The organism is Microbacterium sp. HJ5 (genome assembly GCF_054824025.1).
The window spans coordinates 16,746-42,050 of the sequence record NZ_JSYE01000018.1; the positions used below are offsets into that span (position 1 = coordinate 16,746).

Annotated in this window: 24 protein-coding genes; 7 read left to right on the top strand and 17 right to left on the bottom strand. The window is 72.2% G+C overall.

Annotated features, from left to right (window positions below):
- Window position 1: 1 nt before the first annotated feature.
- From OB08_RS09625 to OB08_RS09660, 8 genes are all read right to left on the bottom strand, one after another.
- Entirely contained in the window at window positions 2–1,432 is a 1,431-nt protein-coding gene (locus OB08_RS09625) for an NAD(P)/FAD-dependent oxidoreductase (protein WP_461474326.1), read from the bottom strand.
- A 32-nt stretch (window positions 1,433–1,464) separates the two neighbouring features.
- On the bottom strand, window positions 1,465–2,745 hold the full coding sequence (locus OB08_RS09630) for a S8 family serine peptidase (protein WP_461474233.1): 1,281 nt from the start codon (window positions 2,743–2,745) through the stop codon (window positions 1,465–1,467).
- Window positions 2,742–3,260 (bottom strand): DUF501 domain-containing protein, encoded by a 519-nt coding sequence (locus tag OB08_RS09635; protein ID WP_461474234.1) that lies wholly within the window; start codon window positions 3,258–3,260, stop codon window positions 2,742–2,744. Before OB08_RS09635 ends, OB08_RS09630 begins: the two co-directional genes overlap by 4 nt.
- A gap of 71 nt (window positions 3,261–3,331) precedes the next feature.
- Window positions 3,332–3,874 carry an FtsB family cell division protein gene (locus tag OB08_RS09640; protein WP_461474235.1) on the bottom strand — a complete coding sequence of 181 codons (543 nt, stop codon included), beginning with the start codon at window positions 3,872–3,874 and terminating at the stop codon, window positions 3,332–3,334.
- A gap of 41 nt (window positions 3,875–3,915) precedes the next feature.
- A complete protein-coding gene (gene eno, locus OB08_RS09645; RefSeq protein WP_461474236.1) occupies window positions 3,916–5,196 on the bottom strand; it encodes a phosphopyruvate hydratase in 1,281 nt (426 codons plus the stop codon).
- Between the two features lie 127 nt (window positions 5,197–5,323).
- The gene (locus OB08_RS09650) at window positions 5,324–5,992 is read right to left on the bottom strand and encodes an O-methyltransferase (RefSeq protein ID WP_461474237.1); all 669 of its coding nucleotides are present in this window, start codon (window positions 5,990–5,992) and stop codon (window positions 5,324–5,326) included.
- A gap of 32 nt (window positions 5,993–6,024) precedes the next feature.
- A complete protein-coding gene (locus tag OB08_RS09655) occupies window positions 6,025–7,047 on the bottom strand; it encodes a DUF1648 domain-containing protein (protein WP_461474238.1) in 1,023 nt (340 codons plus the stop codon).
- Window positions 7,044–7,391 (bottom strand): GntR family transcriptional regulator, encoded by a 348-nt coding sequence (locus OB08_RS09660; protein WP_461474239.1) that lies wholly within the window; start codon window positions 7,389–7,391, stop codon window positions 7,044–7,046. The genes OB08_RS09655 and OB08_RS09660 overlap by 4 nt, the downstream gene beginning before the upstream one ends.
- Window positions 7,392–7,476: 85 nt before the next feature.
- Here OB08_RS09660 and OB08_RS09665 point away from each other — a divergent pair, with 85 nt between their 5' ends.
- The gene (locus OB08_RS09665; protein WP_461474240.1) at window positions 7,477–7,956 is read left to right on the top strand and encodes a PaaI family thioesterase; all 480 of its coding nucleotides are present in this window, start codon (window positions 7,477–7,479) and stop codon (window positions 7,954–7,956) included.
- On the opposite strand, the gene OB08_RS09670 is transcribed toward OB08_RS09665, so the two are convergent.
- Both OB08_RS09670 and OB08_RS09675 read right to left on the bottom strand, forming a co-directional pair.
- On the bottom strand, window positions 7,928–8,737 hold the full coding sequence (locus OB08_RS09670; RefSeq protein WP_461474241.1) for an SGNH/GDSL hydrolase family protein: 810 nt from the start codon (window positions 8,735–8,737) through the stop codon (window positions 7,928–7,930). The two genes, OB08_RS09665 and OB08_RS09670, sit on opposite strands and share 29 nt — an antisense overlap.
- 65 nt (window positions 8,738–8,802) lie before the next feature.
- Window positions 8,803–9,240, bottom strand: a complete 438-nt coding sequence (locus OB08_RS09675; protein WP_461474242.1) for a YdeI/OmpD-associated family protein — start codon at window positions 9,238–9,240, stop codon at window positions 8,803–8,805.
- A gap of 69 nt (window positions 9,241–9,309) precedes the next feature.
- On the opposite strand from OB08_RS09675, the gene OB08_RS09680 reads away from it, so the two are divergent.
- Complete coding sequence (locus OB08_RS09680; protein ID WP_461474243.1) at window positions 9,310–10,563, top strand: APC family permease; 1,254 nt, start codon at window positions 9,310–9,312, stop codon at window positions 10,561–10,563.
- On the opposite strand, the gene hisS is transcribed toward OB08_RS09680, so the two are convergent.
- Genes hisS through nhaA form a run of 3 tightly spaced genes read right to left on the bottom strand, consistent with a single transcriptional unit; the run spans window position 10,547 to window position 13,681 of the window.
- Entirely contained in the window at window positions 10,547–11,830 is a 1,284-nt protein-coding gene (gene hisS / locus OB08_RS09685) for a histidine--tRNA ligase (RefSeq protein ID WP_461474327.1), read from the bottom strand. The genes OB08_RS09680 and hisS overlap by 17 nt on opposite strands.
- A 31-nt stretch (window positions 11,831–11,861) precedes the next feature.
- The gene (locus OB08_RS09690) at window positions 11,862–12,566 is read right to left on the bottom strand and encodes a nucleoside triphosphate pyrophosphohydrolase (protein WP_461474244.1); all 705 of its coding nucleotides are present in this window, start codon (window positions 12,564–12,566) and stop codon (window positions 11,862–11,864) included.
- Window positions 12,518–13,681 carry a Na+/H+ antiporter NhaA gene (nhaA, locus tag OB08_RS09695; RefSeq protein WP_461474245.1) on the bottom strand — a complete coding sequence of 388 codons (1,164 nt, stop codon included), beginning with the start codon at window positions 13,679–13,681 and terminating at the stop codon, window positions 12,518–12,520. The genes OB08_RS09690 and nhaA overlap by 49 nt, the downstream gene beginning before the upstream one ends.
- Before the next feature lie 149 nt (window positions 13,682–13,830).
- Between nhaA and OB08_RS09700 the strand changes: the two genes are divergently transcribed.
- Window positions 13,831–16,503 (top strand): phosphoenolpyruvate carboxylase, encoded by a 2,673-nt coding sequence (locus OB08_RS09700; protein ID WP_461474246.1) that lies wholly within the window; start codon window positions 13,831–13,833, stop codon window positions 16,501–16,503.
- A gap of 49 nt (window positions 16,504–16,552) precedes the next feature.
- A complete protein-coding gene (locus OB08_RS09705) occupies window positions 16,553–16,723 on the top strand; it encodes a hypothetical protein (RefSeq protein ID WP_461474247.1) in 171 nt (56 codons plus the stop codon).
- A 74-nt stretch (window positions 16,724–16,797) separates the two neighbouring features.
- Here OB08_RS09705 and OB08_RS09710 read toward each other — a convergent pair whose 3' ends face one another.
- Both OB08_RS09710 and mfd read right to left on the bottom strand, forming a co-directional pair.
- On the bottom strand, window positions 16,798–17,397 hold the full coding sequence (locus OB08_RS09710; protein WP_461474248.1) for a gamma carbonic anhydrase family protein: 600 nt from the start codon (window positions 17,395–17,397) through the stop codon (window positions 16,798–16,800).
- Between the two features lie 43 nt (window positions 17,398–17,440).
- On the bottom strand, window positions 17,441–21,052 hold the full coding sequence (mfd, locus tag OB08_RS09715; RefSeq protein WP_461474249.1) for a transcription-repair coupling factor: 3,612 nt from the start codon (window positions 21,050–21,052) through the stop codon (window positions 17,441–17,443).
- A gap of 80 nt (window positions 21,053–21,132) precedes the next feature.
- On the opposite strand from mfd, the gene OB08_RS09720 reads away from it, so the two are divergent.
- The gene (locus OB08_RS09720) at window positions 21,133–21,870 is read left to right on the top strand and encodes a hypothetical protein (protein WP_461474250.1); all 738 of its coding nucleotides are present in this window, start codon (window positions 21,133–21,135) and stop codon (window positions 21,868–21,870) included.
- Window positions 21,871–21,888: 18 nt separating this feature from the next.
- Here OB08_RS09720 and pth read toward each other — a convergent pair whose 3' ends face one another.
- Complete coding sequence (pth, locus tag OB08_RS09725; protein WP_461474251.1) at window positions 21,889–22,473, bottom strand: aminoacyl-tRNA hydrolase; 585 nt, start codon at window positions 22,471–22,473, stop codon at window positions 21,889–21,891.
- A 79-nt stretch (window positions 22,474–22,552) separates the two neighbouring features.
- Complete coding sequence (locus OB08_RS09730; RefSeq protein WP_461474252.1) at window positions 22,553–23,206, bottom strand: 50S ribosomal protein L25/general stress protein Ctc; 654 nt, start codon at window positions 23,204–23,206, stop codon at window positions 22,553–22,555.
- 249 nt (window positions 23,207–23,455) lie between these two features.
- Here OB08_RS09730 and OB08_RS09735 point away from each other — a divergent pair, with 249 nt between their 5' ends.
- Window positions 23,456–23,578: a hypothetical protein gene (locus OB08_RS09735; RefSeq protein WP_461474253.1), complete on the top strand. Its 123-nt coding sequence runs from the start codon at window positions 23,456–23,458 to the stop codon at window positions 23,576–23,578.
- Between the two features lie 279 nt (window positions 23,579–23,857).
- Window positions 23,858–25,285, top strand: a complete 1,428-nt coding sequence (gene gndA, locus OB08_RS09740; protein ID WP_461474328.1) for an NADP-dependent phosphogluconate dehydrogenase — start codon at window positions 23,858–23,860, stop codon at window positions 25,283–25,285.
- Window positions 25,286–25,305: the final 20 nt, after the last annotated feature.

Below are 25,305 nucleotides of genomic sequence, written 5' to 3' on the forward strand. Positions count from 1 at the left end.
GTCAGCGCGCGGCGGCCGCGGCCTCAGCCTTGTCGGCCTTGACCTTCTCCGGCTGGTCGGTGGCCTTGCCGGCATCGCGCGGCTCGGCCGGCGGCGTGACCGCGGGCTGCGGCGGACGCGGACGTGCGGCGAACTCCTCGAACACGTAGCGCGGGTTCTGCACCGTCGACAGGTTCACGAGATCGCGGCGCAGCCAGAGGTTGTTCCACCAGCCCCACAGAACGCGCCACTTGCGCTCCCACGAAGGCATCGCGAGGCCGTGGTAGCCGCGGTGGGCGACCCACGCGACGATGCCCTTGAGAGCGAGGTTGCCCGACTGGAACACGCCGTTGTAGAGGCCGAGGCCGGCCACGGCGCCGAGGTTCTTGTGGAAGTACTCGCGGGGCACCTCGCCACGGAGGACGGCGACGAGGTTCTTCGCGAGCAGCTTCGCCTGACGCACCGCGTGCTGCGCGTTGGGCACGCAGTAGCCGCCCACGCCGCCGCCCGAGAGGTCGGGGACGGCCGAGACGTCGCCGGCCGCCCACGCGCCCTCGACGATCTCGTCGTCGGAGCCCACGCGCAGGTCGGCACGCGTGCGGATGCGGCCGCGCTCCTCGACCGGCAGGTCGCCGCCGCGGACGACGGTCGGGTTCGCCATGACGCCCGCGGTCCAGATGATCAGGTCGCTCGGGATCGTCTCGCCGGTGGAGAGCTCGATGTTGCCGTCGACCGCGCCGGTCACCTGCGTGTCGAGGTGCACGAACGCGCCGCGCTTGGCGAGGTCCTTGAGGACCCACTCGCTGGTCTTGAGCGACACCTCGGGCATGATGCGGCCCATGGCCTCGATGAGGTGGAAGTGGGTGTCGTCGAAGGTGAGCTCCGGGTAGCTCTTCACGAGCGACGAGGCGAGCGAGCGGAGCTCGGCGAACACCTCGATGCCCGCGAATCCGCCGCCGACGACGACGACGGTCAGCAGACGGTCGCGCTCGGGACCGGCGGGCAGCACCGACGCCTTGTCGAAGTTCGACATCAGGCGGTCGCGGATCGCGACGGCCTCTTCGATCGTCTTGAGCCCGATCGCGTTGTCGGCGATGCCGGGGATCGGGAAGGTGCGCGAGACGGCGCCGGCGGTCACCACGATCTGGTCGTACTCGAACTCGTACGACTCGCCGACGATGGGGGTGATCGTCGCGACCTTGTTCGCGTGGTTGATGCCGGTGACCTTGGCGGCGACGACCGTCGTCTTCTTGAGGTGACGGCGGAGGGCCACGACGGAGTGGCGGGCCTCGATCGATCCGGCGGCGACCTCGGGGAGGAACGGCTGGTACGTCCTGTATGGCAGCGGGTCGACGATGGTCACCTCGGCCTCGCCCTTGCGCAGGTGCTTCTCGAGCTTCCAGGCCGTGTAGAAACCTGCGTATCCGCCACCGACGATGAGGATCTTGGGCACGGTGTTGGTCACGTTTGGAGGCTCCTCCTGTGTCAGCGGCTCGGCGCGCGGGACGCCAATCGGATGCGTCGGACAGCTGCGGTGACGCCGAGCGCCACCAGTATAGCCGTCGCTGTGGCAAGCGAGAGCGGCAGGGTGCCGTAGAGGAGGGTGTCACGCGACGGGAGGAACGGCGATGCCGCGCGTTCGGCCGCGTCGGCACGCGGAAGCGGCGGCACTTCGACGGGATCGACGGGCTGCTGCGGCACGGGGTCGCCGGGCGCGCGACGGTAGATGCGGATCCATTCCGCCAGGCTGCCCATCGGGTTGGCGGCCACTGCGGGCACCTCGGCCGACACAGCCGCGCCGGCGTCGACCAGACCGTAGCCGTACAGCGGATCGTGCGCCGCCGTCGAACCCGCGGGCGGCTTGGCGGTCTCGACGATGCGGTTGATGACGTTGTTCGCGTCGAGGTCGGGATGCGCGGCCCGCACCAGCGCCGCCACCCCCGCGACGATCGGCGCCGCCCCGCTCGTGCCGTTCCACAGCACGAGGCGGCCGTCGGCCGACACCCCCACGAGGTCTTCGCTCGGCGCCGAGACGCCGATCGTGATCCCCTGCGTGGACGCCTCGACGCTGGCCTTGCCGTCGGGGTCCACGCCGCCGACGGTCAGGACGCCGGGGATCGTGGCCGGGGCGCCGACGCGCGTCGTGCCGCTTCCGCGGTTGCCGGCGGCGACCACGACCACGACGTCGTGGTCGAAGGCGTACAGGAACGCCTCGTCCCAGCTCTCGTCCCAATCGGGCACGTTGGTGGTGAGGGACATGTTGATGACGTCCGCGCCGTTGTCGACCGACCAGCGGATCGCCTCCGCGATCTGCTCGGTGAACGACGTCGTCGCCGCCGAGCCGAATCCGACCGACACCGAGAGCAGCTCGGCCTCGGGCGCGACGCCGATCATGCCGGTGTCCTGGCCGGTGCCGCGTCCGGCGACGAGCGAGGCGACCCAGCTGCCGTGGTCGGCGTCGACGGCGCCGATCGGCGTCCTGCCGTCCGGGGTGCCGACGCCGGACACGTCGGTGCCGCCCACGACGGCCCCCTCGAACTCGACCGGTCCCTTGCCGACGCCGGTGTCGATCACCGCGACGGTGACGCCCTTGCCGCGCGTCGTCTGCCAGGCCCTCTCGATGCCGTAGTCGGCGAGCCAGTACTCGGCCGCGCGGACCGGGTCCTCGGCGGGGGCCTCAGGGGCCACGGCGGACGCAGGCGACGCGGTGACGAGGGTCAGCGCCGCAACGGCCGCGGCGACGGCCGCGAGGAGGCCGCGGGTCATCCGGCCGTCCCCGGCTGCGCGCACACGCAGCGGTCGGGCGACCACGTCGACAGCTCGAGCGCGCGGTCGCCGATCGGGTTGACGCCGGGGCCCGCGGCGAGCGCGTGCCCGGCGAGCGCGTGGAGGCACTTGACGCGGGTCGGCATCCCGCCCGCCGAGATGCCCTCGATCTCGTCGACCTCGCCGTAGGCGGCGCGATCGCGCAGGTAGGCCTCGTGCGCCCGGGCGTACCCGGCGGCCAGCTCCTCATCGTCGGCGAGCTGCGCGTTCAGCTCGCGCATGACGTGATCGGCCTCGAGCACCGACATCGCCGCGGTGGCGGCGGGGTGCGTGAGGTAGTAGAAGGTCGGGAAGGGCGTGCCGTCGGGCAGCCGGGGCGATGTGGCGGCGACGGTCGGGTTGCCGCACACGCACCGCGCCGCGATGCCGACGACCCCGCGGGCGGGACGCCCGAGCTGCTCGCGCAGGACGGCGAGGTCGGTGTCGCTGACAGGGGGGAACGGCACGGTCGTCACCTCGCCAGGCTAGCGGTGGCTCCTGGCAAGCGGCTGGAACGCGGATGCCGCGCCCGGGCCGCCGCCGCTCGTCAGGGGGTCCCTTCGGGGGTGGCCCCGGGCGTGGGCTCGGGATCGGGAACGCCGACCGTCGGAGTCTTGACCGTCTGCGCGAGGCCGGCCGCCGCGACCGAGCGCACGAGCTGCGCCATCCAGTCGGTGCGGGTCTGCTCGACCTCGTCGCTCACCGGTGCCGACTCCTGCGGAAGGAGCTCGGGGGGCAGGTCGTTGTCGACGAGGTACACGACCTCGCCCGGACGCACGTAGTAGAGCCGCTCGCGGGCCTGCGTGGTGATGTACGCCGGGTCGGCCCAGCGGTCGCGCTGCGCTTCGAGCTCGGCGACCTCTTCCCTGCTGACCTCGACGGCTGCCTCGAGCGCCGCGATCTGCTGCCGCTGGTCGACGTAGGTCCCGATGGTCGGCACCAGCACGAAGGCGGCGAGGACGACGAGGCCCAGCATGATCACCATGAACCCCGACAGCCGGATGCCGCCGAGCCAGCCGCGCACGTCGACGGGACGCCGCTCGACCCGCCGCCGCGGGGTACGAGAAGAGGGAGCCGTCGTCTTGGCCACGGCTCCCCCTCTCGATGTCGAACGCTGTCGCTCAGCGCCTCTCAGCCCTGGAAGCGCGGGAAGGCCGCACGGCCGATGAACGTCGCCGCGTCGCCCAGCTCCTCCTCGATGCGCAGAAGCTGATTGTATTTCGCGACGCGCTCGCTGCGGGCGGGCGCGCCGCTCTTGATCTGACCGGCACCCGTCGCGACCACGAGGTCGGCGATCGTCGTGTCCTCCGTCTCGCCCGAGCGGTGCGACAGCATCGCCGTGTAGCCGGCGCGGTGCGCCATGTCGACCGCGTCGAGCGTCTCGGACAGCGTGCCGATCTGGTTCACCTTCACCAGCAGCGAGTTGGCGACGCCGCGCTTGATGCCGTCGGCCAGGCGCGCGGGGTTGGTGACGAACAGGTCGTCGCCGACGAGCTGGGTCTTGGTGCCCAGGGCGTCGGTGAGGGCCTTCCAGTTGTCCCAGTCGTCCTCGGCGAGCGCGTCCTCGATCGTGACGATCGGGTAGTCGTCGACGAGCCCGACGTAGTACTCGGTGAGCTCGGCGGCGGTCCAGTCCTTGTTGTCGAGGCGGTACACGCCGTCGTTGAAGAACTCGGTGGCGGCGACGTCCAGGCCAAGCGCGATGTCGGTGCCCGGCGTGAAGCCGGCCTTCTCGATCGCCTTCACGAGGAAGTCGAGGCCCTCGCGGTTGCTGGGCAGGTCGGGGGCGAACCCGCCCTCGTCGCCGAGGCCGGTGGCGAAGCCCGCGGCCTTCAGCTCGCCCTTGAGGACGTGGTAGACCTCGGTGCCCCAGCGCAGCGACTCGGAGAACGTCTCGGCGCCGATCGGCGCGAGGAAGAACTCCTGCATGTCGATGCCGTTGTCGGCGTGCTCGCCGCCGTTGATGACGTTGAACAGCGGCACGGGCAGGATGTGCGCATTGGGGCCGCCGAGGTAGCGGAACAGCGGGAGGTCGGCCGAGTCGGCCGCGGCCTTCGCGACGGCGAGCGAGACGCCGAGGATCGCGTTGGCGCCGACGCGCGACTTGTTGTCGGTGCCGTCGACCTCGATGAGGATCTCGTCGATGATGCGCTGCTCGCTGGCGTCGACGCCTTCGATCGCGGGGCCGAGCTCGTCGATGACGGCGGCGACGGCCTTGAGCACGCCCTTGCCGCTGTACCGGCTCTTGTCGCCGTCGCGCAGCTCGTACGCCTCGAAGGCTCCGGTGGACGCGCCGGAGGGGACGGCCGCACGCTGGACGATTCCGTCGTCGAGGAGCACCTCCACTTCGACGGTCGGGTTACCGCGCGAGTCGAGGATCTCGCGCGCGCCTACAGCCTCGATAAGTGCCACAGGGGGACTCCTTGCTTGTGGAGGGTGGTTCTTCGGAGCGTCGTCGGTCCGCGTTCGAGTCTAGTGATCGGGATGCCCCGGCACAGGCGAGGGCGTCACGCGGGGTCGCTCGCCGTGGGCACCCCTGTCACACGACGATCGCGAGCGCGACGCCGTCCCACCCCTTGAGGTCGAGCGTCTGCAGCGCCGTGGCGTCGAACCGCGGGTCGCGGCCCAGCATCTCGAGCCCGCGCTGGACTCCGATGATCTGCGGATTCTCCGTCGCCGGGTTGGCCACCTCGCCCCCGCGCACCGTGTTGTCGACGACGACGACCGTGCCCGGGCGCCCGAGCCGCGCCGCCCAATCCAGGTAGATCGTGTTCGACTCCTTGTCGGCGTCGATGAAGACCAGGTCGAAGGGCGCATCACCGTCGAGGGTCGGCAGCACGTCGGCCGCGCGCCCGAGCTTGATCTCGACCTTCTCGGCCACGCCGGCGCGCTCTAGGTTCGCGCGCGCGATCTCGGCGATGCGGGGCTCCGCCTCGATCGTGACGATCACTCCGTCGTCCGGGATGCCGCGGGCCATCCAGATCGTCGAGTATGCCCCCAGGGTGCCGATCTCCAGCACGCGGCGAGCGCCGCTGATCCGGGCGAGCAGGTGCAGGAACTTGCCGTTGACCGGAGCCACCTCGATCGCAGGCAGCCCCGCCTCGTTCTGGTCGGCGACCGCCTGCTCCAGGCCGGGATCGTGGCCGACGAGGATCTCGGTGAGGTAGGCGTCGACGCGGCGCCACAGTTCGGGAGTCGGGTCGCTCATGGGTTCAGCCAACAAGCGCGCCGCCCTCCGCGTCAAGGGCGCGCCGCGCGCGAGCGGGCGGCGAGTGCGGTCAGCAGGCCGGCGCCGGTGGCCGCGTCGTCGACGGTCACGACGAACGTGCGACCGTGGCGGCGCACCACCTGGATGGCCTCCCCGGCGTGGAGCACGATGCCGAAGCGTCCGTCGAGACCGAGACGGAAGCCCCAGCCGCCGAACTCGGCGGTCGGATCCACACGGACGACGGTCGCCGACTGCACATCGGCCAGGGGGACGCCGAACCGCGGCAGCCCCGCCACGGAGCGCACGCGCAGCCCGGCGTCCGAGACGCTGACGCGGAACACGCACGAGGTCGCAGTGAGCACGGTGAACAGGAGTGCGAGCAGGGCGAACAGCCACCCGAGCGCACCGCCGAGCACACCTGCCGCGACGGCGAGGGCCGCCATGAGCAGCGTCACGCCGAGGATCGCGACCATCGCGGGACGCGACATGGTGGTGGTGCGCAGCCACGCGGCGTGCTCGCCCTCTGCGAGCGCGACGTCGGGCACCGCGGCCGTCGGCGAGCACCCGCTGACCGACACCGCGGGCTGCGCGAACCAGGCGACGACGCCCGCCGCCGCGCCCGCGCCCAAGCCGAGGAGGAGCGGGAGCCCGATGCTCGCGGCGCCGGCGGCGTCGGCGAGCCCGCGCTGGGCGGCGAAGGACGCCGTCACGAGCACCAGGAGGAAGGCCGTCGTCCCGCAGCCGAGCGCGCCGAGGAAGCGGAGGGTCGGCCCCCATTCACCGGCGCGCCCCGCGCCCCAGCCGATGGCGCCGAAGAGTGCCGCGAGCCCGCAGCCCACCGCCGCCGCCATGAGCGGGGCGGACCACGCCGGCCCGAACCCGTCGGGCTGTCCGTCCCCGCCCCAGTGCACGGCGATCGTGGAAGGGACCTCGGGGAGCCAGATCAGCATCAGCGCGACAGCGACGGCGGTGAGTGCGAGCGGGACCCACAGGGCCACGACGAGATAGGCGCGGCGCGCGCGGCGGACGGGCTCGGAGACGTTCGGACGGGTCATCGGTGCTCCTTCAGCAGCGAGGCGAGGGTGTCGGGCGAGAGGCCCAGCGCGCGGGCGCGGGCGGCGAGGGCGGCGATGTCGGCGTGGAGCGCGGCGAGCGGGACCGCGGCATCGGTCACCACGGCTCCCCTGCCCCGGCGCATGTCGACGAGCCCCTCGTCTCGGAGATCCTGATACGCCCGCAGCACGGTGTGCAGGTTGACGCCGAGCGCATCGGCGACATCACGGGCGGACGGGAGTCGGTCGCCGGTGCGCAGGCGACCGGCCGCGGCATCGGCGCGGACGGAGGCCGCGATCTGCACGAAGATGGGCTCTTCGCTGGCGGGGTCGATTCGAACGAGCACACGAGTATTCTATAACAAGTAGAACAGTTGTGGGGCGCCGACAACCGATGCGGTGCTGCGGGCCACGTGTCGGCAGGATGACCGCATGCGCATCACCCCGCGACGACTGGCCGCCGGAATGAGCCTGTGGGCCCCGAACCTGTGGAGCGGCATCCGGGTCAAGAGGTTCGCCGACGACTGGACCAGCGCGATCGTCGAGCTGCACGTGAACGTGATCACGCGGAACTACGTCAAGACGGCGTTCGGCGGCTCGATGTCGGCGATGACCGACCCCTACTTCTTCATGCTCGTGATGCACCAGCTCGGGCGCGACTACGTCGTGTGGGACACCCGCGGCGAGATCGAGTTCGTCAAGCCCGGGCGCGGCGTCCTCACCGCCCGCTTCGAGGTGCCGGCGGCGAAGGCCGAGGAACTGCGCGAGCGAGCCCGCGGCGGCGCGAAAGTGCTCGAGTGGTTCGAGACCGACATCACGGATGCCTCGGGAGACGTCGTCGCGCGGGTTCGCCGCGAGGTCTACGTGCGCGAGAAGATGCGCGTCACGGCCGCGGCGACGCCGCCGCGCTGACGGCCTCGCGCGGCGCCAGCGCGGCGCGCACGGCCGGGAGCAGCGCCTCGGCCGTGCGGCGGTAGCCCAGCGCGCTCGGGTGGAAGCGGTCGAGGCTGAACATCTCGTCGGGCTGCGCCACGAAGAACGGGCCGACGGCGCGGCGCAGCGACACCACGCTCGCCCCGGCACGCACCGCGGCGAGCGCCTGCGCATCGGCCAGCTGCTTCGACATGCGCGAGCCGAGCGAGCGCAGCGGCTGCGGGACGGGCCTCAGCGCTCCCAGATCGGGGCAGGTGCCGACCACGACCTCGGCACCACGGCCGCGAAGGCGCTCGATCGCGGCGACGAGATGCGCCGTCGCCACCGGCACCGGTACGCGGTGGGTGACGTCGTTGCCACCCACCACGATCACCGCGACGTCGGGGCGGTAATCGCCCGGGAGGTCGTCCAGCTGTGCGGCGAGCATCGACGACTCGGCGCCGACCGCCGCCGCGGTGCGCAGCCGCACCGGCCGGTGCGCGGCACGCGCGAGGCCTTTCGCCAGCCGCGCACCGAGGGTGTCCTTGCGCCGCTCGGCGCCGAGGCCGGCCGCGATCGAGTCCCCGAACAGCGCGAGCTCGATCGGCACGCCGTCGTGGCGGGGCCGCCAGACCCGATCGGCGTCGAGGGCCTCTTCGCCCAGCGGCTTGCCGATGCGGCGGCGCGCGATGCCCGCCTGCCGGTGCAGCAGAGCGCGGAGCGCGGCGCCCCCCGCGGCGAGCGCGACCACCACGGCCAGCAGCACTCCGAGACGACGCACGGAGCCATGGGACCCCGGCCCGGTGAACGGCGACCGTCGCGGCGGTGACGCGGCGGTGGCGCGGCTCAGCTTCCGAGCTCGTCGACGACCGCCGCGATGCGTCGCTCACGCGTTTCGGCACGCTTGGCCTCCGCCACGCCGCGAGCGAGCTCTTTCCGGCGGCTGTAGCTGAGCGCATCGAAGGCCGCGCTGACGCCGCCGGCCCGCAGGGCCGCCGCGAGGTCATCGGGCACCTCGACCACCCGCTCCTGCTGGTCGAGGGCGATCTCGGCATCGATCTCGTCTCCGATGTCGACACCGAGCTGCGCGCGATTCGCCTTCGAGATGCCGATCAGGTTGCGTCCGTCCATCACGCCCAGCCGCAGTCTCGACGAGCGGTCGCCGATGGTCACGACCACGGCGGCGCGCTTCCCTCCGCCCAGCCCGTCGACCTGCTCGTCGGTCAGCTCGATCGCGGTCGCAGGCCCGAACGGGACCAGCACGGTGTGGATGCGCAGGCTCATTCGTCGATCATGACGCACGGCGAAGCATCCGTCTCCGTCGCGTTCCCGTGCGGCGACTAGGGTTCGCACGTGAGCTCTCCCGCGCTGCAGCGCCGTCTCGGTCTCGGCGACGCCGTGTTCATCGGCCTCGGCTCCATGATCGGGGCCGGCGTGTTCGCCGCGTTCGGCCCGGCAGCCGCCGCGGCCGGGAGCGGGCTGCTGATCGGACTCGCGCTGGCGGCCCTCGTCGCCTTCGGCAACGCGACCTCGACCGCGCAGCTCGCGGCCGTGCACCCCACATCGGGCGGGGTGTACGCCTACGGCCGCGCGGAGCTGAATCCCTGGTGGGGATTCGTCGCCGGCTGGGGCTTCGTGATCGGCAAACTCGCCAGCTGCGCGGCCATGGCGCTGACGTTCGCGGCGTACGCCGCCCCGCCGGGCTGGGAGCGTCCCGTCGCCATCGCGGCCGTCGCGGCGCTGACGGCCGTCAACTGGTTCGGCGTCACCCGCACGGCGCAGGTCACGCGGGCGATCGTGATCGTCGTGCTGCTCACGCTCGCCGTGGCCGTCGCGGCGGGCGGGGCGGCACCGGACGCACCGGGCTGGCTCGGCCCCGGCGCGCTGTGGTCGGGCGGCTGGTACGGGATCCTGCAGTCGGCGGGTCTGCTGTTCTTCGCGTTCGCGGGCTACGCGCGCATCGCGACGATGGGCGAAGAGGTGCGCGATCCTGTCCGCACGATCCCGCGCGCGATCGTCCTGGCGTTCACCGGGGCGCTCGTCGTCTACGCGCTCGTCGCCGTGACGGTCCTGTCCACGCTCGGACCCGCGGCCCTGGCCGCCTCGCCCGATCCGGTCGCAGCAGCCACCGCGGCTGCGGGCTGGGCGTGGGCGGAACCGGTCGTGCGGGTGGGGGCGGCCGCGGCGTCCCTCGGCGCTCTGCTCGCGCTCATCGCCGGAATCGGACGCACCTCGTTCGCCATGGCTCGCGAGGGCGACCTGCCCCGCTTCCTGACGGCGGTGCACCCGCGATGGCACGTGCCGCACCGCGCCGACCTCGTGATCGGCGCGATCGTCGTCGCGACCGTCGCCGTCGTGGACCTGCGCGGCGCGATCGGCTTCTCGTCGTTCGGCGTGCTGCTGTACTACCTCGTCGCGAACATCGCCGCGTTCCGGCAGGGGGCGGACGTGCGCCGCTACCCGCGCGTGCTCCAGGTCGTCGGCGCGGCCGGGTGCGTCGTGCTCGGGCTCACCCTGCCGTGGCAGAGCGTGGCGGCGGGCGCGCTGGTCGCGATCGCCGGGATCGTCTACCGGATGCTGCGCCTGCGCCTCACGCGAGCGGCTTGAGCTCGAGCGAGCCCGGCGCCACTCCTGCCGAGACGGTCGCGAACGCCGTGTAGCCGTCGGCGGCCGCGCGCTCGAGGAGGGCCTTGAGGTTCTTCGTGCGGTGCTCGAGGCGCACGCGCGAGCCGTCGGCCACGAGCGACGCCTTGTGCGCGAGCAGTTCGCGCTCGGGCACGTCGCGGTCATGGACCAGCACGACGGCGCTTTCCGCGTCGTCGCGGGTCGCATCGACCAGGTCGACGATCCGCTCGAACCCGATCGAGAAGCCGACGGCGGGCACGTCCTGTCCGAGGAAGCGCCCGATCATGCCGTCGTAGCGCCCCCCGCCGCCCAGCGAGTAGTCCACCGAGGGGTGCGCGAGCTCGAAGATCGTGCCCGTGTAGTACCCCATGCCGCGCACGAGGAAGGGGTCGAAGACGAGCGGGATGTCGGCGAGCGCCGCGTCGTCGGAGCCCGCCGTCGCCGATCGTGCCGCAGCCACCGCCTCGCCGATGCCGACGAGGTGCGTCACGGCGTCGTCGGGCGCCCCCTCGGGGAGCAGCTTGCGGATCTGCCGCTCGCCGAAGGGGTGGTACTCGAGCATCATGGGCCGCGTGAGGAACGCCTCGAACGCGTCGACGGCGGATGCCGTCGCCCCGCGTTCCCGGAGCTCGGCAGCCACCCCGGTCGGGCCGACCTTGTCGAGCTTGTCGATCGTGATGAGCACGCCCGGGCGCTCCCCGGGCGCGAAGCCGAAGCTGTCGAGCATCCAGTCCAGCACCCGGCGGTCGTTGATGCGCACGCTGCCGCCCTCCAGGCCCAGGGCGTCGAGGGTGTCCAGCGTGGCGACGATGAGCTCGGACTCGGCGCGGGCCGAGGCATCCCCCATGATGTCGATGTCGCACTGCATGAACTGGCGGTAACGCCCCTTCTGCGGGCGCTCGGCGCGCCAGACGGGGGCGATCTGGACGGAGCGGAACACCGTCGGCAGCTCGCCCCGGTGACTCGCGTAGAACCGTGCGAGCGGGACGGTGAGGTCGTAGCGGAGCCCCAGGTCGGTGAGCTGCGCCTGGTCGTCGGCCGCCGCGCGCACCGCGTCGCCGTCGAGCCCGCGCTTGAGCACGTTGTAGGCGAGCTTCTCGTTGTCGCCGCCGATGCCCGCGTGGAGCCGCGCGTGCTCCTCCATGACCGGGGTCTCGATCTCGTCGAATCCGTGCATGCGGTAGCGCTCGCGGATGACGGCGAGCACGCGCTCGCGGCGGGCCTTGTCGGCGGGGAGGAAGTCGCGCATGCCGCGCGGCGGGTTCACGGATGCCACGGCTCTAGTTTTCCAGACGCGCGGCGGTGCCCTCGGCCGCGCGCACCTCGGAGGTCAGCGCCCTCAGGCGCTCGCGCAGCGCGCGCTCGGCGTCCCAGCCGTGCGCCCGGGCTGCCGCGACGAGCCCCAGCAGGGCGTCGCCGAGGTCGGCCTCCGACTCCGGCGCGGCGCCGGGTCGCCGAGACCCGCCGTCGACGCCGACCTGCGCGGCCTTGCCGAGCAGCTTCTGGGCGAGGGCGAGCGACGGCATCCGCTCGCTCACTCCGTCGAGCACGCTGGTGCGCGCGCTCTTCTCGGCGGCCTTCGCGGCGTTCCAGTGCACCAGGACCTCTTCCGGCGTGTTCGCGACCGCGTCGCCGAAGACGTGAGGATGCCGGCGCACCATCTTGTCGGTCAGGCCGCGGGCGACGTCGTCGATGTCGAACGGGTCGTCGGCGTCGCGCGAGGCGATCTCGGCGTGGAACAGCACCTGCCACAGCAGATCGCCGAGCTCCTCGCGCAGCTCGGTGCGATCGTCCTCCTCGACGGCGTCGATGAGTTCTGCGCTCTCCTCGACGAGGTACGGCACGAGCGCCCGGTGGTCGATCTGCTGCGTCCACACGCACCGGTCGCGCACCGCGCGCATCGTGTCTGCCGCTTCGCGAAGCGGATCGGATGCCGTCACGTCGAGGCGTCCGCCGTCGTCGTCGCCTGCCGCCTGTAGTGCCATGCCCGCCACGATACGAGGATCGCGGCCGCGATGAGGGAGATGACCGAACCCGCCAGCACGCCGAGGATCGCCTGGTCGCGGATGGCGGGGGCATCGCCGAACGCCAGCTCCGACAGCAGCAGCGAGACGGTGAAGCCGATTCCGCCCAGCGCCCCGGCGGCGAGCAGGTCGCCGAGCTTCAACGGCGGAGCGGCCGACCGGTCGCCGATCCGCAGCGACACCCACCCGAAGGCGGCGATGCCGACGATCTTGCCCACCGGCAGCGCGACGAGGATGCCCCAGAACGCCGGCGACAGCTCGCCCGGCGAGACCGAGGGGATCACGACCATCGCCGCATTGAAGGCGAACAGCGGCAGCACGACGCCGTTGACCCACGGCTCGAGAGCGTGCCGCACGCGCAGCGCAGGACGCTGCGCCATCGCGAGACCGAGCGCGACGCCGGCGATGGTCGCGTGCACTCCCGACTTGTAGACGAACGCCCACGCCAGGATCGCGAGCACCACGAGAGCGACCGCGATCGGCACCTTCGCACGCCCGTCGAGCAGACGGCTCAGGATGCCGAAGGCCACGACGGCGACCACGGCGAGGCCCAGCATCCCGAAGTCGACATCGGTGGTGAACAGCACCGCGATGAAGATGATGCCGACGATGTCGTCGAGGATCGCGAGGGCGAGGAGGAAGACGCGCAGCGCGGGCGGGAGCCCCTTGCCGAAGACCGCGAGCACGCCGAGGGCGAAGGCGATGTCGGTCGCGGTGGGGATGGGCCAGCCGTCGGCCGCGTTCGTGCCGAAGGCGAAGACCAGGTAGATCGCGATCGGCACCACGACGCCGCCCGCCGCGGCGATCGCGGGCTGCAGCGCCTTGCGGCCGGAGTTGAGCTGCCCCGCTGTGAGCTCGTACTGCAGCTCGACCGCCACGACGAAGAAGAAGACCGCGAGCAGGCCATCGGCGATCCAGTGATCGATGGTGAGCTCGAACAACCCCGGGATGCCGACGTACGTGTGCAGGAAGTCGTCGACCGGGCCGCCGGCGGGGCTGTTGGCCACGATCAGGCCGGCCGCGGCCGCCACGAGCAGCACGATCGCCGGGAAGCGGGCAGAACGTAACAAAGCCATCCGGGTCCTTCCAGCATGTCGGCGGCGAGGGTCGCCGATGACTCGCCGACCAGACTTCCCGGCACTCCTCGAGGCAGTCTAGCCACCCGCACCCGTCACACGAGGTCGCGCCGGACGGAGGCCCCGCGCCGCGGCATTACCGTGGAGGGATGCGCGAACTCACCCGAACCGAAGCGATCGACCTCGTCGGGCGCTTCGAGGCCGAGCAGGAGATTCCGGAGCGGATGCGCGCCGATGTGCGCATGCTGGGATCGCTCCTCGGCCAGGTGCTCCGCGAGAGCGGGTCGCCCGGGCTCTTCGACGACGTCGAGCGGCTGCGCATCGCCACGATCCAGGCCTATACCGACGAGACCCCCGAGGCCTTCGCCCGCGCGGCCGCCATCGCCGACTCGTTCACGGTTGCGCGCGCCGACGAGGTCGCCCGGGCGTTCACGGCGTACTTCCATCTCGTGAACCTCGCCGAAGAGCACCAGCGCGTGCGCATCCTCCGGGAGCGCGACGGGCGTCCCGACCGCGAACGGGCGACCGACTCGGTCGCCGCCGCCTTCGTGCGCCTCGCCGCCGAGGTCGGCGACGACACCGCGCTGGCACGGCTCCAGAACCTGCGCTTCCACCCCGTGTTCACGGCGCACCCGACCGAGGCCCGGCGCCGTGCGGTGTCGTCCAGCATCCGGCGCCTCGCGACCCTGCTCGAGGAGCACGACGCGTCGCTGCGCAACGGCGCCGACGAGCGTCGCGCCGAGCGCCGCATGCTCGAAGAGGTCGACACCCTGTGGCGCACCGCGCCGCTGCGACCGGAGAAGCCCTCACCCACCGACGAGGTGCGCGCCGTCATGTCCGTCTTCGACGAGACCCTCTACACCGCCGTCCCCCACGTCTACCGCCGCGTCGACGACGCCCTCCAGGGCCCTGCGGCCGGCGGGCGCGCGCCCGTCGTGCGCCCGTTCGTGCGCATCGGCTCGTGGGTCGGCGGCGACCGCGACGGGAACCCCTTCGTCACGGCATCCGTCACCCGCAAGGCGGCGAAGATCGCCAGCGAGCACGTGTTGCTCGGCCTCGAGCGCACGACGAGCCGCATCGGGCGCACGCTCACCCTCGACGCGACCACCACCCCGCCGAGCGCCGCGCTCGTGGCACTGTGGCAGCGGCTCTCGGCCGCCGACGAGGACGCCGCGGCCGAGATCGCCAAGCGCTCCCCCAACGAGCCGTACCGCCGCATCCTGCTGCTGCTCGCCCGCAAGCTCACCGCGACCCGCGAGCGCAACGCCGACCTCGCCTACCGCGACCCCGAGCACTTCCTCGCCGACCTCCGCGTCGTGCAGGACTCGCTCGTGCAGGCGGGGGCCGCCCGCCAGGCGTACGGTCACCTGCAGCAGCTGCTGTGGCAGGTCGAGACGTACGGCTTCCACCTGACCGAGCTCGAGGTGCGGCAGCACTCGGCCGTCCACGCCAAGGTGCTGGCCGAGCTCGACGCCGGCGGCCCGCGCTCGGAGCAGGCCGACGAGGTGCTGGACGTCTTCCGGTCGGTCGCCTTCCTGCAGGAGCGCTACGGCCCGCGCGCCGCCGGCCGCTACATCGTGTCGTTCACGCAGTCCGCCGACGACCTCGCGAACGTGCACCGCCTCGCCCGCTACGCCGTCGGTCCCGACGGCGACGTGCCGGTGCTCGACGTCATCCCGCTCTTCGAGACGTTCGCAGACCTCCAGGCCGCACCGCGCATCCTCGCCGAGATCGTCCACCACCCCGAGTTCGCCGCACGTCTCGAGGCGACCGGCCGACGGCTCGAGGTCATGCTCGGCTACTCCGACTCGTCGAAGGACGTCGGCCCCGTCGCCGCGAACCTCGCCCTCTACGAGGCGCAGGCCGCCATCGCCGCGTGGGCGCGCGAGAACGGCATCGAGCTCACGCTCTTCCACGGCCGCGGCGGCGCCCTCGGCCGCGGCGGCGGACCGGCGAACTCCGCGATCCTCGCGCAGCCGCCGCACTCGGTCGACGGCCGCTTCAAGCTCACCGAGCAGGGCGAGGTCATCTTCGCCCGCTACGGCGACCCCGCCATCGCGATGCGCCACATCGACCAGGTCGCCGCGGCGATCCTGCTCGCGTCGTCCCCGTCGAACGAGGAGCGCAACCACGCCGCCGCCGAGCGGTACGCGGGCGTCGCCGCGACGATGGACGAGGCATCCCGAGCCCGCTTCTTCTCGCTGGTGAAGGCTCCCGGCTTCGCTCCCTGGTTCGCACGCGTCACGCCCATGGAGGAGATCGGCCTGCTCGCGCTCGGCTCGCGCCCCGCGCGCCGCGGCCTGTCGGTCGAGTCGCTGGAAGACCTGCGGGCGATCCCCTGGGTGTTCGCATGGACCCAGGCCCGCATCAACCTCGCCGGGTGGTTCGGCCTGGGCACGGCGCTCGAGGCCGTCGGAGACGAGCCGCTGCTGCAGCGCGCCTACGACGAATGGCCGCTCTTGCGCACACTGATCGACAACGTCGCCATGAGCCTCGCGAAGGCCGACGACCGCATCGCCCGGCACTACCTCGAGCTCGGCGACCGTGACGACCTCGCCGCGCTCGTGCGCGACGAGATGGCGCTGACCCGCTCCTGGGTCGTCGCGATCACCGGCGGCACGGAGCTGCTCGGCAACAAGCCGGTGCTGCAGCGCGCGGTCAAGATGCGCAGTCCCTACGTCGACGCGCTGTCGCTCCTGCAGCTGCGGGCGCTCCGCGCACTGCGGGACGCGCCCGAGGGCGCGCCGGTCGACCCCGAGCAGCAGCGTCTGCTGCTGCTGTCGGTGAGCGGCGTCGCGGCGGGTCTGCAGAACACCGGCTGACACGCGCGTCGCTTCCGTCGATCGCGGGTCACGGGGTTACCGTGGCCGCATGGCACGGATCGTCGTCGCCGAAGTATGTCCCGGCTGCGGGTCGCTCGATGTGCGGGCGACCGAGCCGCGGTGGTTCCGCGTCGACCTCGATCGACGCGGCGATCTCGACCAGGGCTGGATCGACAGCCTCGAGTTCGCCTGCCGCGACTGCCACCTGGTCTGGGACTGAGGGACGCAGAGCGAGCGGATGCCGCGCCCCGCGGCATCCGGAATCTCCTGCGCGTGCGCGTCCGCCCGCCCGGCTCAGTCGACCCGTCGGTCGTCCGCGTGGCGGGCGAGGCTGCGGCCGTAACGCTCGGTGAGCTGCACCATCAGGTCGGGGGTCTCGCGGTCGAGCCCGAAGACGTAGCCGGGGAAGTCGAGCTCGCGCTGGGCGGCCCAGATCTGCTCGTGCTGGTCGGGCGGGAGGATCTGCACGGGATCGCCGACCGCCACCCAGCCGATCGGCACCGTCGACTCGGGCGGGAGCGTCGTGCGCAGGTGCACGACGGCGTTGATGCGCACCTCGCTGCGCTCGCCGACGCGCGCGCCGTTGAACACGCGGGTGCCCGTCGCGAGGAAGACCTCGTCGCCGACGGTCGCGCCGGAGACGCTCGCCATCGGACCGACGAGCACATGGTCGCCGATGTGCACCGGGTTGGTCGACGTCGCCCGGATGAGCGCGTTCTCCATCACGATGACGTTCTCGCCGAGGGTGATCGCCCCGCCCTCGGCCGTGATCACGGCGCCGTGCAGCACCTGGCAGTCGGGGCCGATCTCGACGTCGCCGCTGATCACGGCGGTCGCCGCGATGACGGCGTCGGGGTGGATGCGGGGCTGCGCCCCGAGGTGCTCGAACCGCATGGACCCTCCTCGGTCAGGGCCAGCGTAGTCCCGCCGGGCGGGCTCAGCTCGCCGCCGGTGCCGCCTCGGGCTCCTTGACCGGCCACAGCTGATCGAGCAGCTGCCCCACCCACGAGATGAGGTCGGCGTCGGCGACGCGCTCCCCGCCTGCCGTCGGCAGCGGCACGACGAGCGCCTCGCCGCCCTGCAGCAGCTTGGCCTTCGGGTGCAGACGCTGCAGGCGCACCCGCATCGAATCGGGCAGGTTCGCCGGGGCGATGCGCAGGTTCGGGCCCATGGCCACGACGTCGGTGAGCCCGGCCTGTGCGGCGCGGCGACGCAGCCGCGCGACGGCGAGAAGCCCCTCGACGTCGGCGGGCGGCTCGCCGTACCGGTCGGCGAGCTCGTCGATCACGAGGTCGATCGCGTCGTCCTTGGCGGTGACGGATGCCGCGGCCGAGAGCTTCTGGTAGGCCTCGAGGCGCAGGCGCTCGCTGTCGATGTAGGACTCCGGGATGCGCGCCTGCACCGGCAGCTCGAGCCTCAGCTCGGCCGGACCCTCGACATCGTCGCCGCGGAACGCCGACACCGCCTCGCCGATCATGCGCAGGTAGAGGTCGAAGCCGACGCCGGCGATGTGACCGGCCTGCTCGGCCCCCAGGAGGTTGCCCGCCCCGCGGATCTCGAGGTCTTTCAGGGCGACCTGCATGCCGCTGCCCAGGTCGTTGTTGACGGCGATCGTCTCGAGGCGATCGGCCGCCGTCTCGCTGAGCGGCTTCATCTCGTCGTAGAGGAAGTACGCGTACGCGCGCTCGCGTGCGCGGCCGACGCGCCCGCGCAGCTGGTGCAGCTGCGACAGGCCGTACTTGTCGGCGCGGTCGATGACGATGGTGTTCGCGTTCGAGATGTCGAGACCCGTCTCGACGATCGTGGTGCACACGAGCACGTCGAAGCGGCGCTCCCAGAACGCATCGACGACCTCTTCGAGCGCGTGCTCGCCCATCTGCCCGTGCGCCACGGCGATGCGCGCCTCGGGCACGAGCTCGGCGAGCTCGGCCGCGACCCGCTGGATCGACTGCACGCGGTTGTGCACGAAGAAGACCTGGCCCTCGCGCAGCAGCTCGCGGCGGATGGCGGCGGCGATCTGCTTGTCGTTGCGCGGACCGACGTACGAGAGGATCGGATGCCGGTCCTCCGGCGGCGTCTGGAGCGTCGACATCTCGCGGATGCCGGTCACCGCCATCTCGAGCGTGCGTGGGATGGGCGTTGCGCTCATCGCCAGGATGTCGACGTTGGTCTTGAGCTTCTTCAGCTGATCCTTGTGCTCGACGCCGAAGCGCTGCTCCTCGTCGATGATCATGAGTCCGAGGTCCTTGAACAGGACCTTCTCCGTGAGGATGCGATGCGTGCCGATGACCATGTCGACCGTGCCGTCGGCGAGACCGTCGACGACCTCGCGCGCCTGCTTGTCGGTCTGGAAGCGCGAGAGCGCCTTGACCTTCACGGGGAAGCCGGCGAACCGCTCGGTGAACGTCTCGAGGTGCTGCTTGACGAGCAGCGTCGTGGGCACCAGCATCGCGACCTGCTTGCCGTCCTGGATCGCCTTGAAGGCGGCGCGGACGGCGACCTCGGTCTTGCCGAAGCCGACGTCGCCCGACAGCAGGCGGTCCATCGGGATCGGCTTCTCCATGTCGGCCTTGATCTCGTCGATCGTCTGCAGCTGGTCGGGCGTCTCGGCGAAGGGGAACGCCTCTTCGAGCTCGCGCTGCCACGGCGTGTCGGGTCCGAAGGCGTATCCCTTCGCGGCCATGCGCGCCGAGTAGAGCTTGACAAGCTCGACCGCGATGTCGCGCACGGCCTTGCGTGCCCGGCCCTTCGCCGCGGCCCAGTCGCTGCCGCCCATCTTCGACAGGCTCGGCGCCTCGCCCCCGACGTAGCGCGAGAGCAGGTCGAGCTGGTCGGTGGGCACGAAGAGCTTGTCGCCGGGGTACCCGCGCTTCGAGGGCGCGTACTCGAGCACGAGGTACTCGCGCACGCTCTTCACGGCGTTGCGCCCCCCGCTGGAGACCTCTCGCTGGGTCAGCTCGACGAACTTCCCGATGCCGTGGGTGGCGTGGACGACGTGGTCGCCGGGCTTGAGCTGCAGCGGGTCGACGACGTTCTTGCGTCGCGACGCCAGCTTCTTCACCACGCGCTGGTCGCCGCCGATCGTGCGCCCGTAGAACTCGGTCTCGGTGAGCACTGCGAGCTTCGCATCGGCCGCCTCGAAGCCGCGCTCGAGCGTCGTCGCCACGACGTGCGCGACGCCCGGCTCGGGCAGGTCTGCGACGTCGTCGACTCTGCGCGCGGCGATGCCGCGTTCGGCGAGGACGTCGCGTGCGCGCTCGACCAGTCCGGTTCCGGATGCCGCGACCACGACCCGCCAGCCGTCGGCGAGCAGCTGCCCCACGTGCGCGGTCGCGCCGTCGATGTTGCCCTGGAACGACGGCACGGGCGATCCCGGGACGCGGATCACGGCGGCCGCCTCGAGGGCCGCGTCGATGTCGAGGAGACCCTCGGCCGCGGCATCCGCCTCGCCGGAATCGAAGGCGCTCAGGGTCCACCACACGTCGCCGCGCGCGTGGGCGGCCTCGCGCAGCGCGGGAAGCGTGAGGAAGTCGCCGGCGCCGAGGTCGATCGGCGTCTGCGCGCCGGCCGTCGCCGCGCTCCATGCCGCCTCGAGGAACTCGCGGTTGGTCTCGCCGAGGGTGATCGCGCGCGTGACGGCGCGCTCGGGATCGACGAGGGCGACGGCCGCGCCCTCGGGGAGGTAGTCGACGAGAGTGACGAGCCCGTCGACGACGGCCGGCAGGAGCGACTCCATGCCCTCGACCGGGATGCCCTCGGACATCTTCTCGAGCATGCCGGTGAGCCCGGGGAACTCGTCCTTCAGCTGGCGGGCGCGCCCGCGCACCGCCTCGGTGAGCAGCAGTTCGCGGCTCGCGATGAGCGACACCTCGCGCACCTCCCCCGGAAGGGATCGCTGATCGGCGACGGAGAAGGCCCGGATCTGGTCGACCTCGTCGCCGAAGAACTCGACGCGGTACGGGTGCGGCGCGGTCGGCGGGAAGACGTCGAGGATGCCGCCGCGCACGGCGAACTCGCCGCGGCGCGACACCATGTCGACGCGGTGGTACGCCAGCTCGACGAGACGCAGCGACACGGCGCCGAGCTCGTGCCCGCGACCGCCGACGACGAGGTCGATCGGCGGCACGTCGGTGAGACCGGCGGCGAGGGGCTGGATCGCGCCGCGCACCGAGGCGGTGACGACGAGGGGCGTCTCACCCGTCCAGCGGGCGATGCGGCCGAGCACGTCGAGCCGGCTGCCGACGATCTCGGCGCTCGGGCTGAGCCGCTCGTGCGGCAGGGTCTCCCAGGCGGGGAAGTGGACGACGTCGGCCCCCGGCAGCAGCGCGCCGAGCGCCGGGCCGAGCGACTCGGAGCGCCGTCCGGTCGGCGTGATCAGCAGGATGACCGGCGGCTTGCCTGCGGCGCGGCGGCGCTCGAGGAGGGCGGAGAGCAGCGGTGCGTCAAGTCCTTCGACAAGCGAGAAATCACCGTCGACGGATGCCGCTCCCACCGCATCCCGGAAAGACTCAGCCTGCTCGAGGGCGCGCACGATCCCGGGAACTGTCACTGCACGAGTCTACCGCCGGGCTCCGACGCCGCCGCCGCTGCGGGTGCGGGCGTCGCGCACGTCCGCCGTAGGATGAGCGCGTGAGCGACCCCGCCGAGCAGACGTCTGCGCCCCGCCCCGAGCAGACGCTCCCCCCGACACCGGAGCAGCCGGGTTCCTCCGCCGCCCCGTGGACCGCGCCCGCCGCTCCCCCGTTCGGCGGCCCCGCGGGCCACGCCGCTGCGCCGGGCGGTGCCGCGGGCTATGCCGCTGCGCCGGGCGTCGCTCCCGCGTACGCCCCGCCTGCGGGGTACGCCCCTCCAGCGGGCTACGCGCCGCCCGCGGGGTACCCGGCACCGACGTCGGCGCCCAACCCCGCGTGGCCCTACGCCGCCGGCGCTCATTCCGGCCCGCCGGCCGCGGTCGCCGCATCCGCTCCTCGCTCCGGCGGCCGAGGGCTCGGAGTCGTCGCTCTCGTGCTGTCGATCGTCGCCACTGCGGGCGCGGTGCTCGGCGCCGGCATCGCGGGATTCGGGATCGGCCTCGGCACCGGGCGCCAGACCGCGAACCTCCCGCTCGGCGCCGACTTCGACTGGTCGGTGCTCACCCCCGTGCGCGACTGGGTGCTCCTCGCCGAGACGTCCTTCTGGCTCGGCACGACCGTCGGCGTGTGGGCGCTTGTGCAGGGCGTGATCGCCGTCGTGAAGAACCGCGGTCGCGGATTCGCGATCGCCGCCGTCGTCATCGCGGCGCTCGGACCCGTCGTGTTCTTCGTGGTCCTGCAGGCATTCATGGGCGTGGGCTTCGGCGCGGGCGCGGGCTCCGGCATCGGGGCCTGAGCAGCCTGCCGCGAAGCGTCAGCCGCGGGGCGCGTGGTGCTTCTGCTGCGCCGCGAGGAGCCCCTCGTCGACGAGCTGCTCGACCGCGTCGGCGGCGTCGCCGAGCAGGATCGGCAGGTTCTTCCGCTCGGTCGCGCCGAACGGGTCGAGCACCCAGTCGGCCGGGTCCTGCCGTCCGGGCGGTCTCCCGATGCCGACGCGCACGCGCGCGAACTCGCCCGAGTCGAGCGCCTTGGCGACGTCGCGGACGCCGTTGTGGCCACCGTGACCACCGCCGGTCTTGAGCTTGATCGTGTCGAACGGGATGTCCAGCTCGTCGTGGACGACGACGACGTGCTCCGGCTCCACGCCGTAGAACTTCGCGAGCCCCGCGACAGGGCCACCGGAGACGTTCATGAACGTGTTCGGCTTGGCGAGGATGAGCTTCGCGCCACCGGGACGCAGCCAGGTCTCGGCCACGCGGGCGTTCGCCTTGTGCGCGCTGAACGACTCACCGCGCCGCGCCGCGAGCTCGTCCAGCACGAGCTGGCCGACGTTGTGCCGGGTCAGCTCGTAGCGGGGTCCGGGGTTCCCGAGACCCACGATCAGCCACGCCTGTGACATCAGTCCTGCCCTTCCGACGGCGAAGCCCGCCCCCTCGATTATCGGGGACGGGCTTCGACCGGATGCTGCGGGGTGGTCCTTACTCGGACGCGCCCTCTTCGGCGGCCTTGGCCTCCTCGGCCTCCTCCGACTGCTCGGCGGCGACCTCGGCGTCGGCCTCGGCGATCTCGTCCTCGGCGGCGAGCGTCGCGGCCGGGACCGAGATGGCGACGACGAGCGTCTCGGCGTCGGCGACGAGCACGGCGCCCTTGGGGAGCTTCAGGTCGGCGGCGGTGATGTGCGTGCCGTCCTCGAGGCCCTCGACGTCGACCTCGACGTGCTGCGGGATGTGGGTCGCCTCGACCTCGAGCGCGATGCTCGTGGCGTCGAGGTTGGCGATCGTGCCGGCGGCGGGCTCGCCGTGGACGACGACGGGCACGTCGACCTGGATCTTCTCGCCCTTCTTCACCACGAGGAGGTCGATGTGCTCGATGATCTGGTGCACGGGGTCCTTCTGGACGTCCTTGACCAGCGTGAGCTGCTCCTTGCCGTTGACGTCGAGCTCGAGCACGGCGTTCGCGCGGCGGACGAGCAGCGCGACCTGGTGGCCGGGCAGCGCCACGTGCACCGGCTCGGTGCCGTGGCCGTAGATGACGGCGGGGATCTTGCCTGCGGCGCGCAGGCGGCGGGCGAAGCCCTTGCCGAAGTTCTCGCGGACCTCGGCGTGGACCTTGGTGTCGGTCTCGGTGGCCATGATTTCTCCTCGCGGGCGTGTGCCCGTTCTGATCGCGGGTCCGCACGGGTGGCGGGCCCAGGTATGTGGGTTTTTCGACTCGAACGCGCACGCGTGAGGAAAGCCGTGGGCCTGCTCCACTGCGTCGATCACGGATGCCGCATCCCGCCGTCTGCTGCGGGCGCGAGGCATCCCTCGCCGAAGTTCAAGGGTCGAGTCTACCAGGCCGCTACGATGGGGACCGCACCCCCATCCCGACGGAGGACTCCGATGGAATACGGCTTTCTGTCCCACGCGCTGTTCTGGCTGATCGGCGCCATGGCCGCCGTCGGCGCCGTGCTGACGATCGGCGCGTTCTGGTCGCTCGGGCGCTCCAGCTACCGCAAGGACTGAGCCGCGCCGCCTCACAACTCCGGTGCGGAGACGGTGAGAAGGACGCCCCTCCCGCGTAACACGGGCACGCCAGACTCTAGGCTGGAACCCTCCCCTTCTCTCACCCCAGGAGTGCGTGTGTCTTCGAACGAGCCCGCGGCGCAGACGAACATCTCGACCGATCGCGACGACCAGCCCGGCGCGACGCGCGAGCACGAGGGGGCCCCTCGCCCCGAGGAGGTCTCACGTCCGGCGCCCGAGCCGACCGGTCCCGACTCGGCGGCGGCGCCGACGGCGAACATCGGTGTGGTGGGTCTGGCGGTGATGGGCTCGAACCTGGCCCGCAACCTCGCCAGCCGTGAGGGCAACACGGTCGCGATCTACAACCGCAGCCACGAGAAGACCGACACCCTCGTCGCCGAGCACCCCGAGGCAGAGTTCGTGCCCGCGTTCTCGTACGACGAGTTCGCCGCGTCGCTGCAGAAGCCGCGCACCGCGATCATCATGGTCAAGGCCGGCGGCGGCACGGATGCCGTCATCAACGCCCTGGTCGACGTCTTCGAGCCCGGCGACATCATCGTCGACGGCGGCAACGCGCTGTTCACCGACACCATCCGTCGTGAGAAGGCGGTGCGCGAGACCGGCATCAACTTCGTCGGCGCCGGGATCTCGGGGGGCGAGGAGGGTGCGCTCAACGGCCCGTCGATCATGCCCGGTGGCTCGGACGAGTCCTGGGTCACCCTCGGCCCGATCCTGAAGTCGATCGCCGCGATCGCCGAGGGCGAGCCGTGCGTCACCCATGTCGGTCACGACGGCGCCGGCCACTTCGTGAAGATGGTGCACAACGGCATCGAGTACGCCGACATGCAGCTCATCGCCGAGGCCTACGACCTGATCCGCCGCGGCACCGGCAAGAGCCCGGCCGAGATCGCCGACGTCTTCGCCGAGTGGAACCAGGGCGAGCTGGAGTCCTACCTCATCGAGATCACCGCCGAGGTGCTTCGCCAGGTCGATGCCGCCACCGGCAAGCCGCTCGTCGACGTCATCCTCGACCAGGCAGGCGCGAAGGGTACCGGCGCGTGGACCGTGCAGACCGCCCTCAACCTCGGCGTGCCGGTGTCGGGCATCGCCGAGGCCGTGTTCGCCCGGTCGCTGTCCAGCCACCCCGAGCAGCGCGCCGTCTCGACCGGCCTGCCCGGACCCGCCGAGGGCCTCTCCGTCGACGACGCCGATGCGTTCATCGAGGATGTCCGCCTCGCCCTGTACGCGTCGAAGATCGTCGCGTACTCGCAGGGTTTCGACGAGATCCGCGCCGGCGCCGCCGAGTACGACTGGCAGATCGACCTCGGCGCCGTCTCGAAGATCTGGCGCGGCGGCTGCATCATCCGCGCGCAGTTCCTCAACCGCATCGCCGACGCGTACGGCCAGACCCCCGACCTGCCGGTGCTGCTCACCGCACCGTACTTCGTCGAGGCCCTCGGCCGCGCCCAGGCCGCGTGGCGCCGCATCGTGCAGGTCGCCGCGGGCGCCGGCATCCCCGCCCCCGCCTTCTCGTCGTCGCTGGCCTACTACGACGGCCTCCGCGCCGAGCGGCTCCCCGCCGCCCTCGTGCAGGGGCAGCGCGACTTCTTCGGCGCGCACACCTACCAGCGCGTCGACAAGCCCGGCACCTTCCACACCCAGTGGTCGGGCGACCGCACCGAGATCGAGGCCGAGGACACCCACTGACCTCGGACTGACCGAAGCCC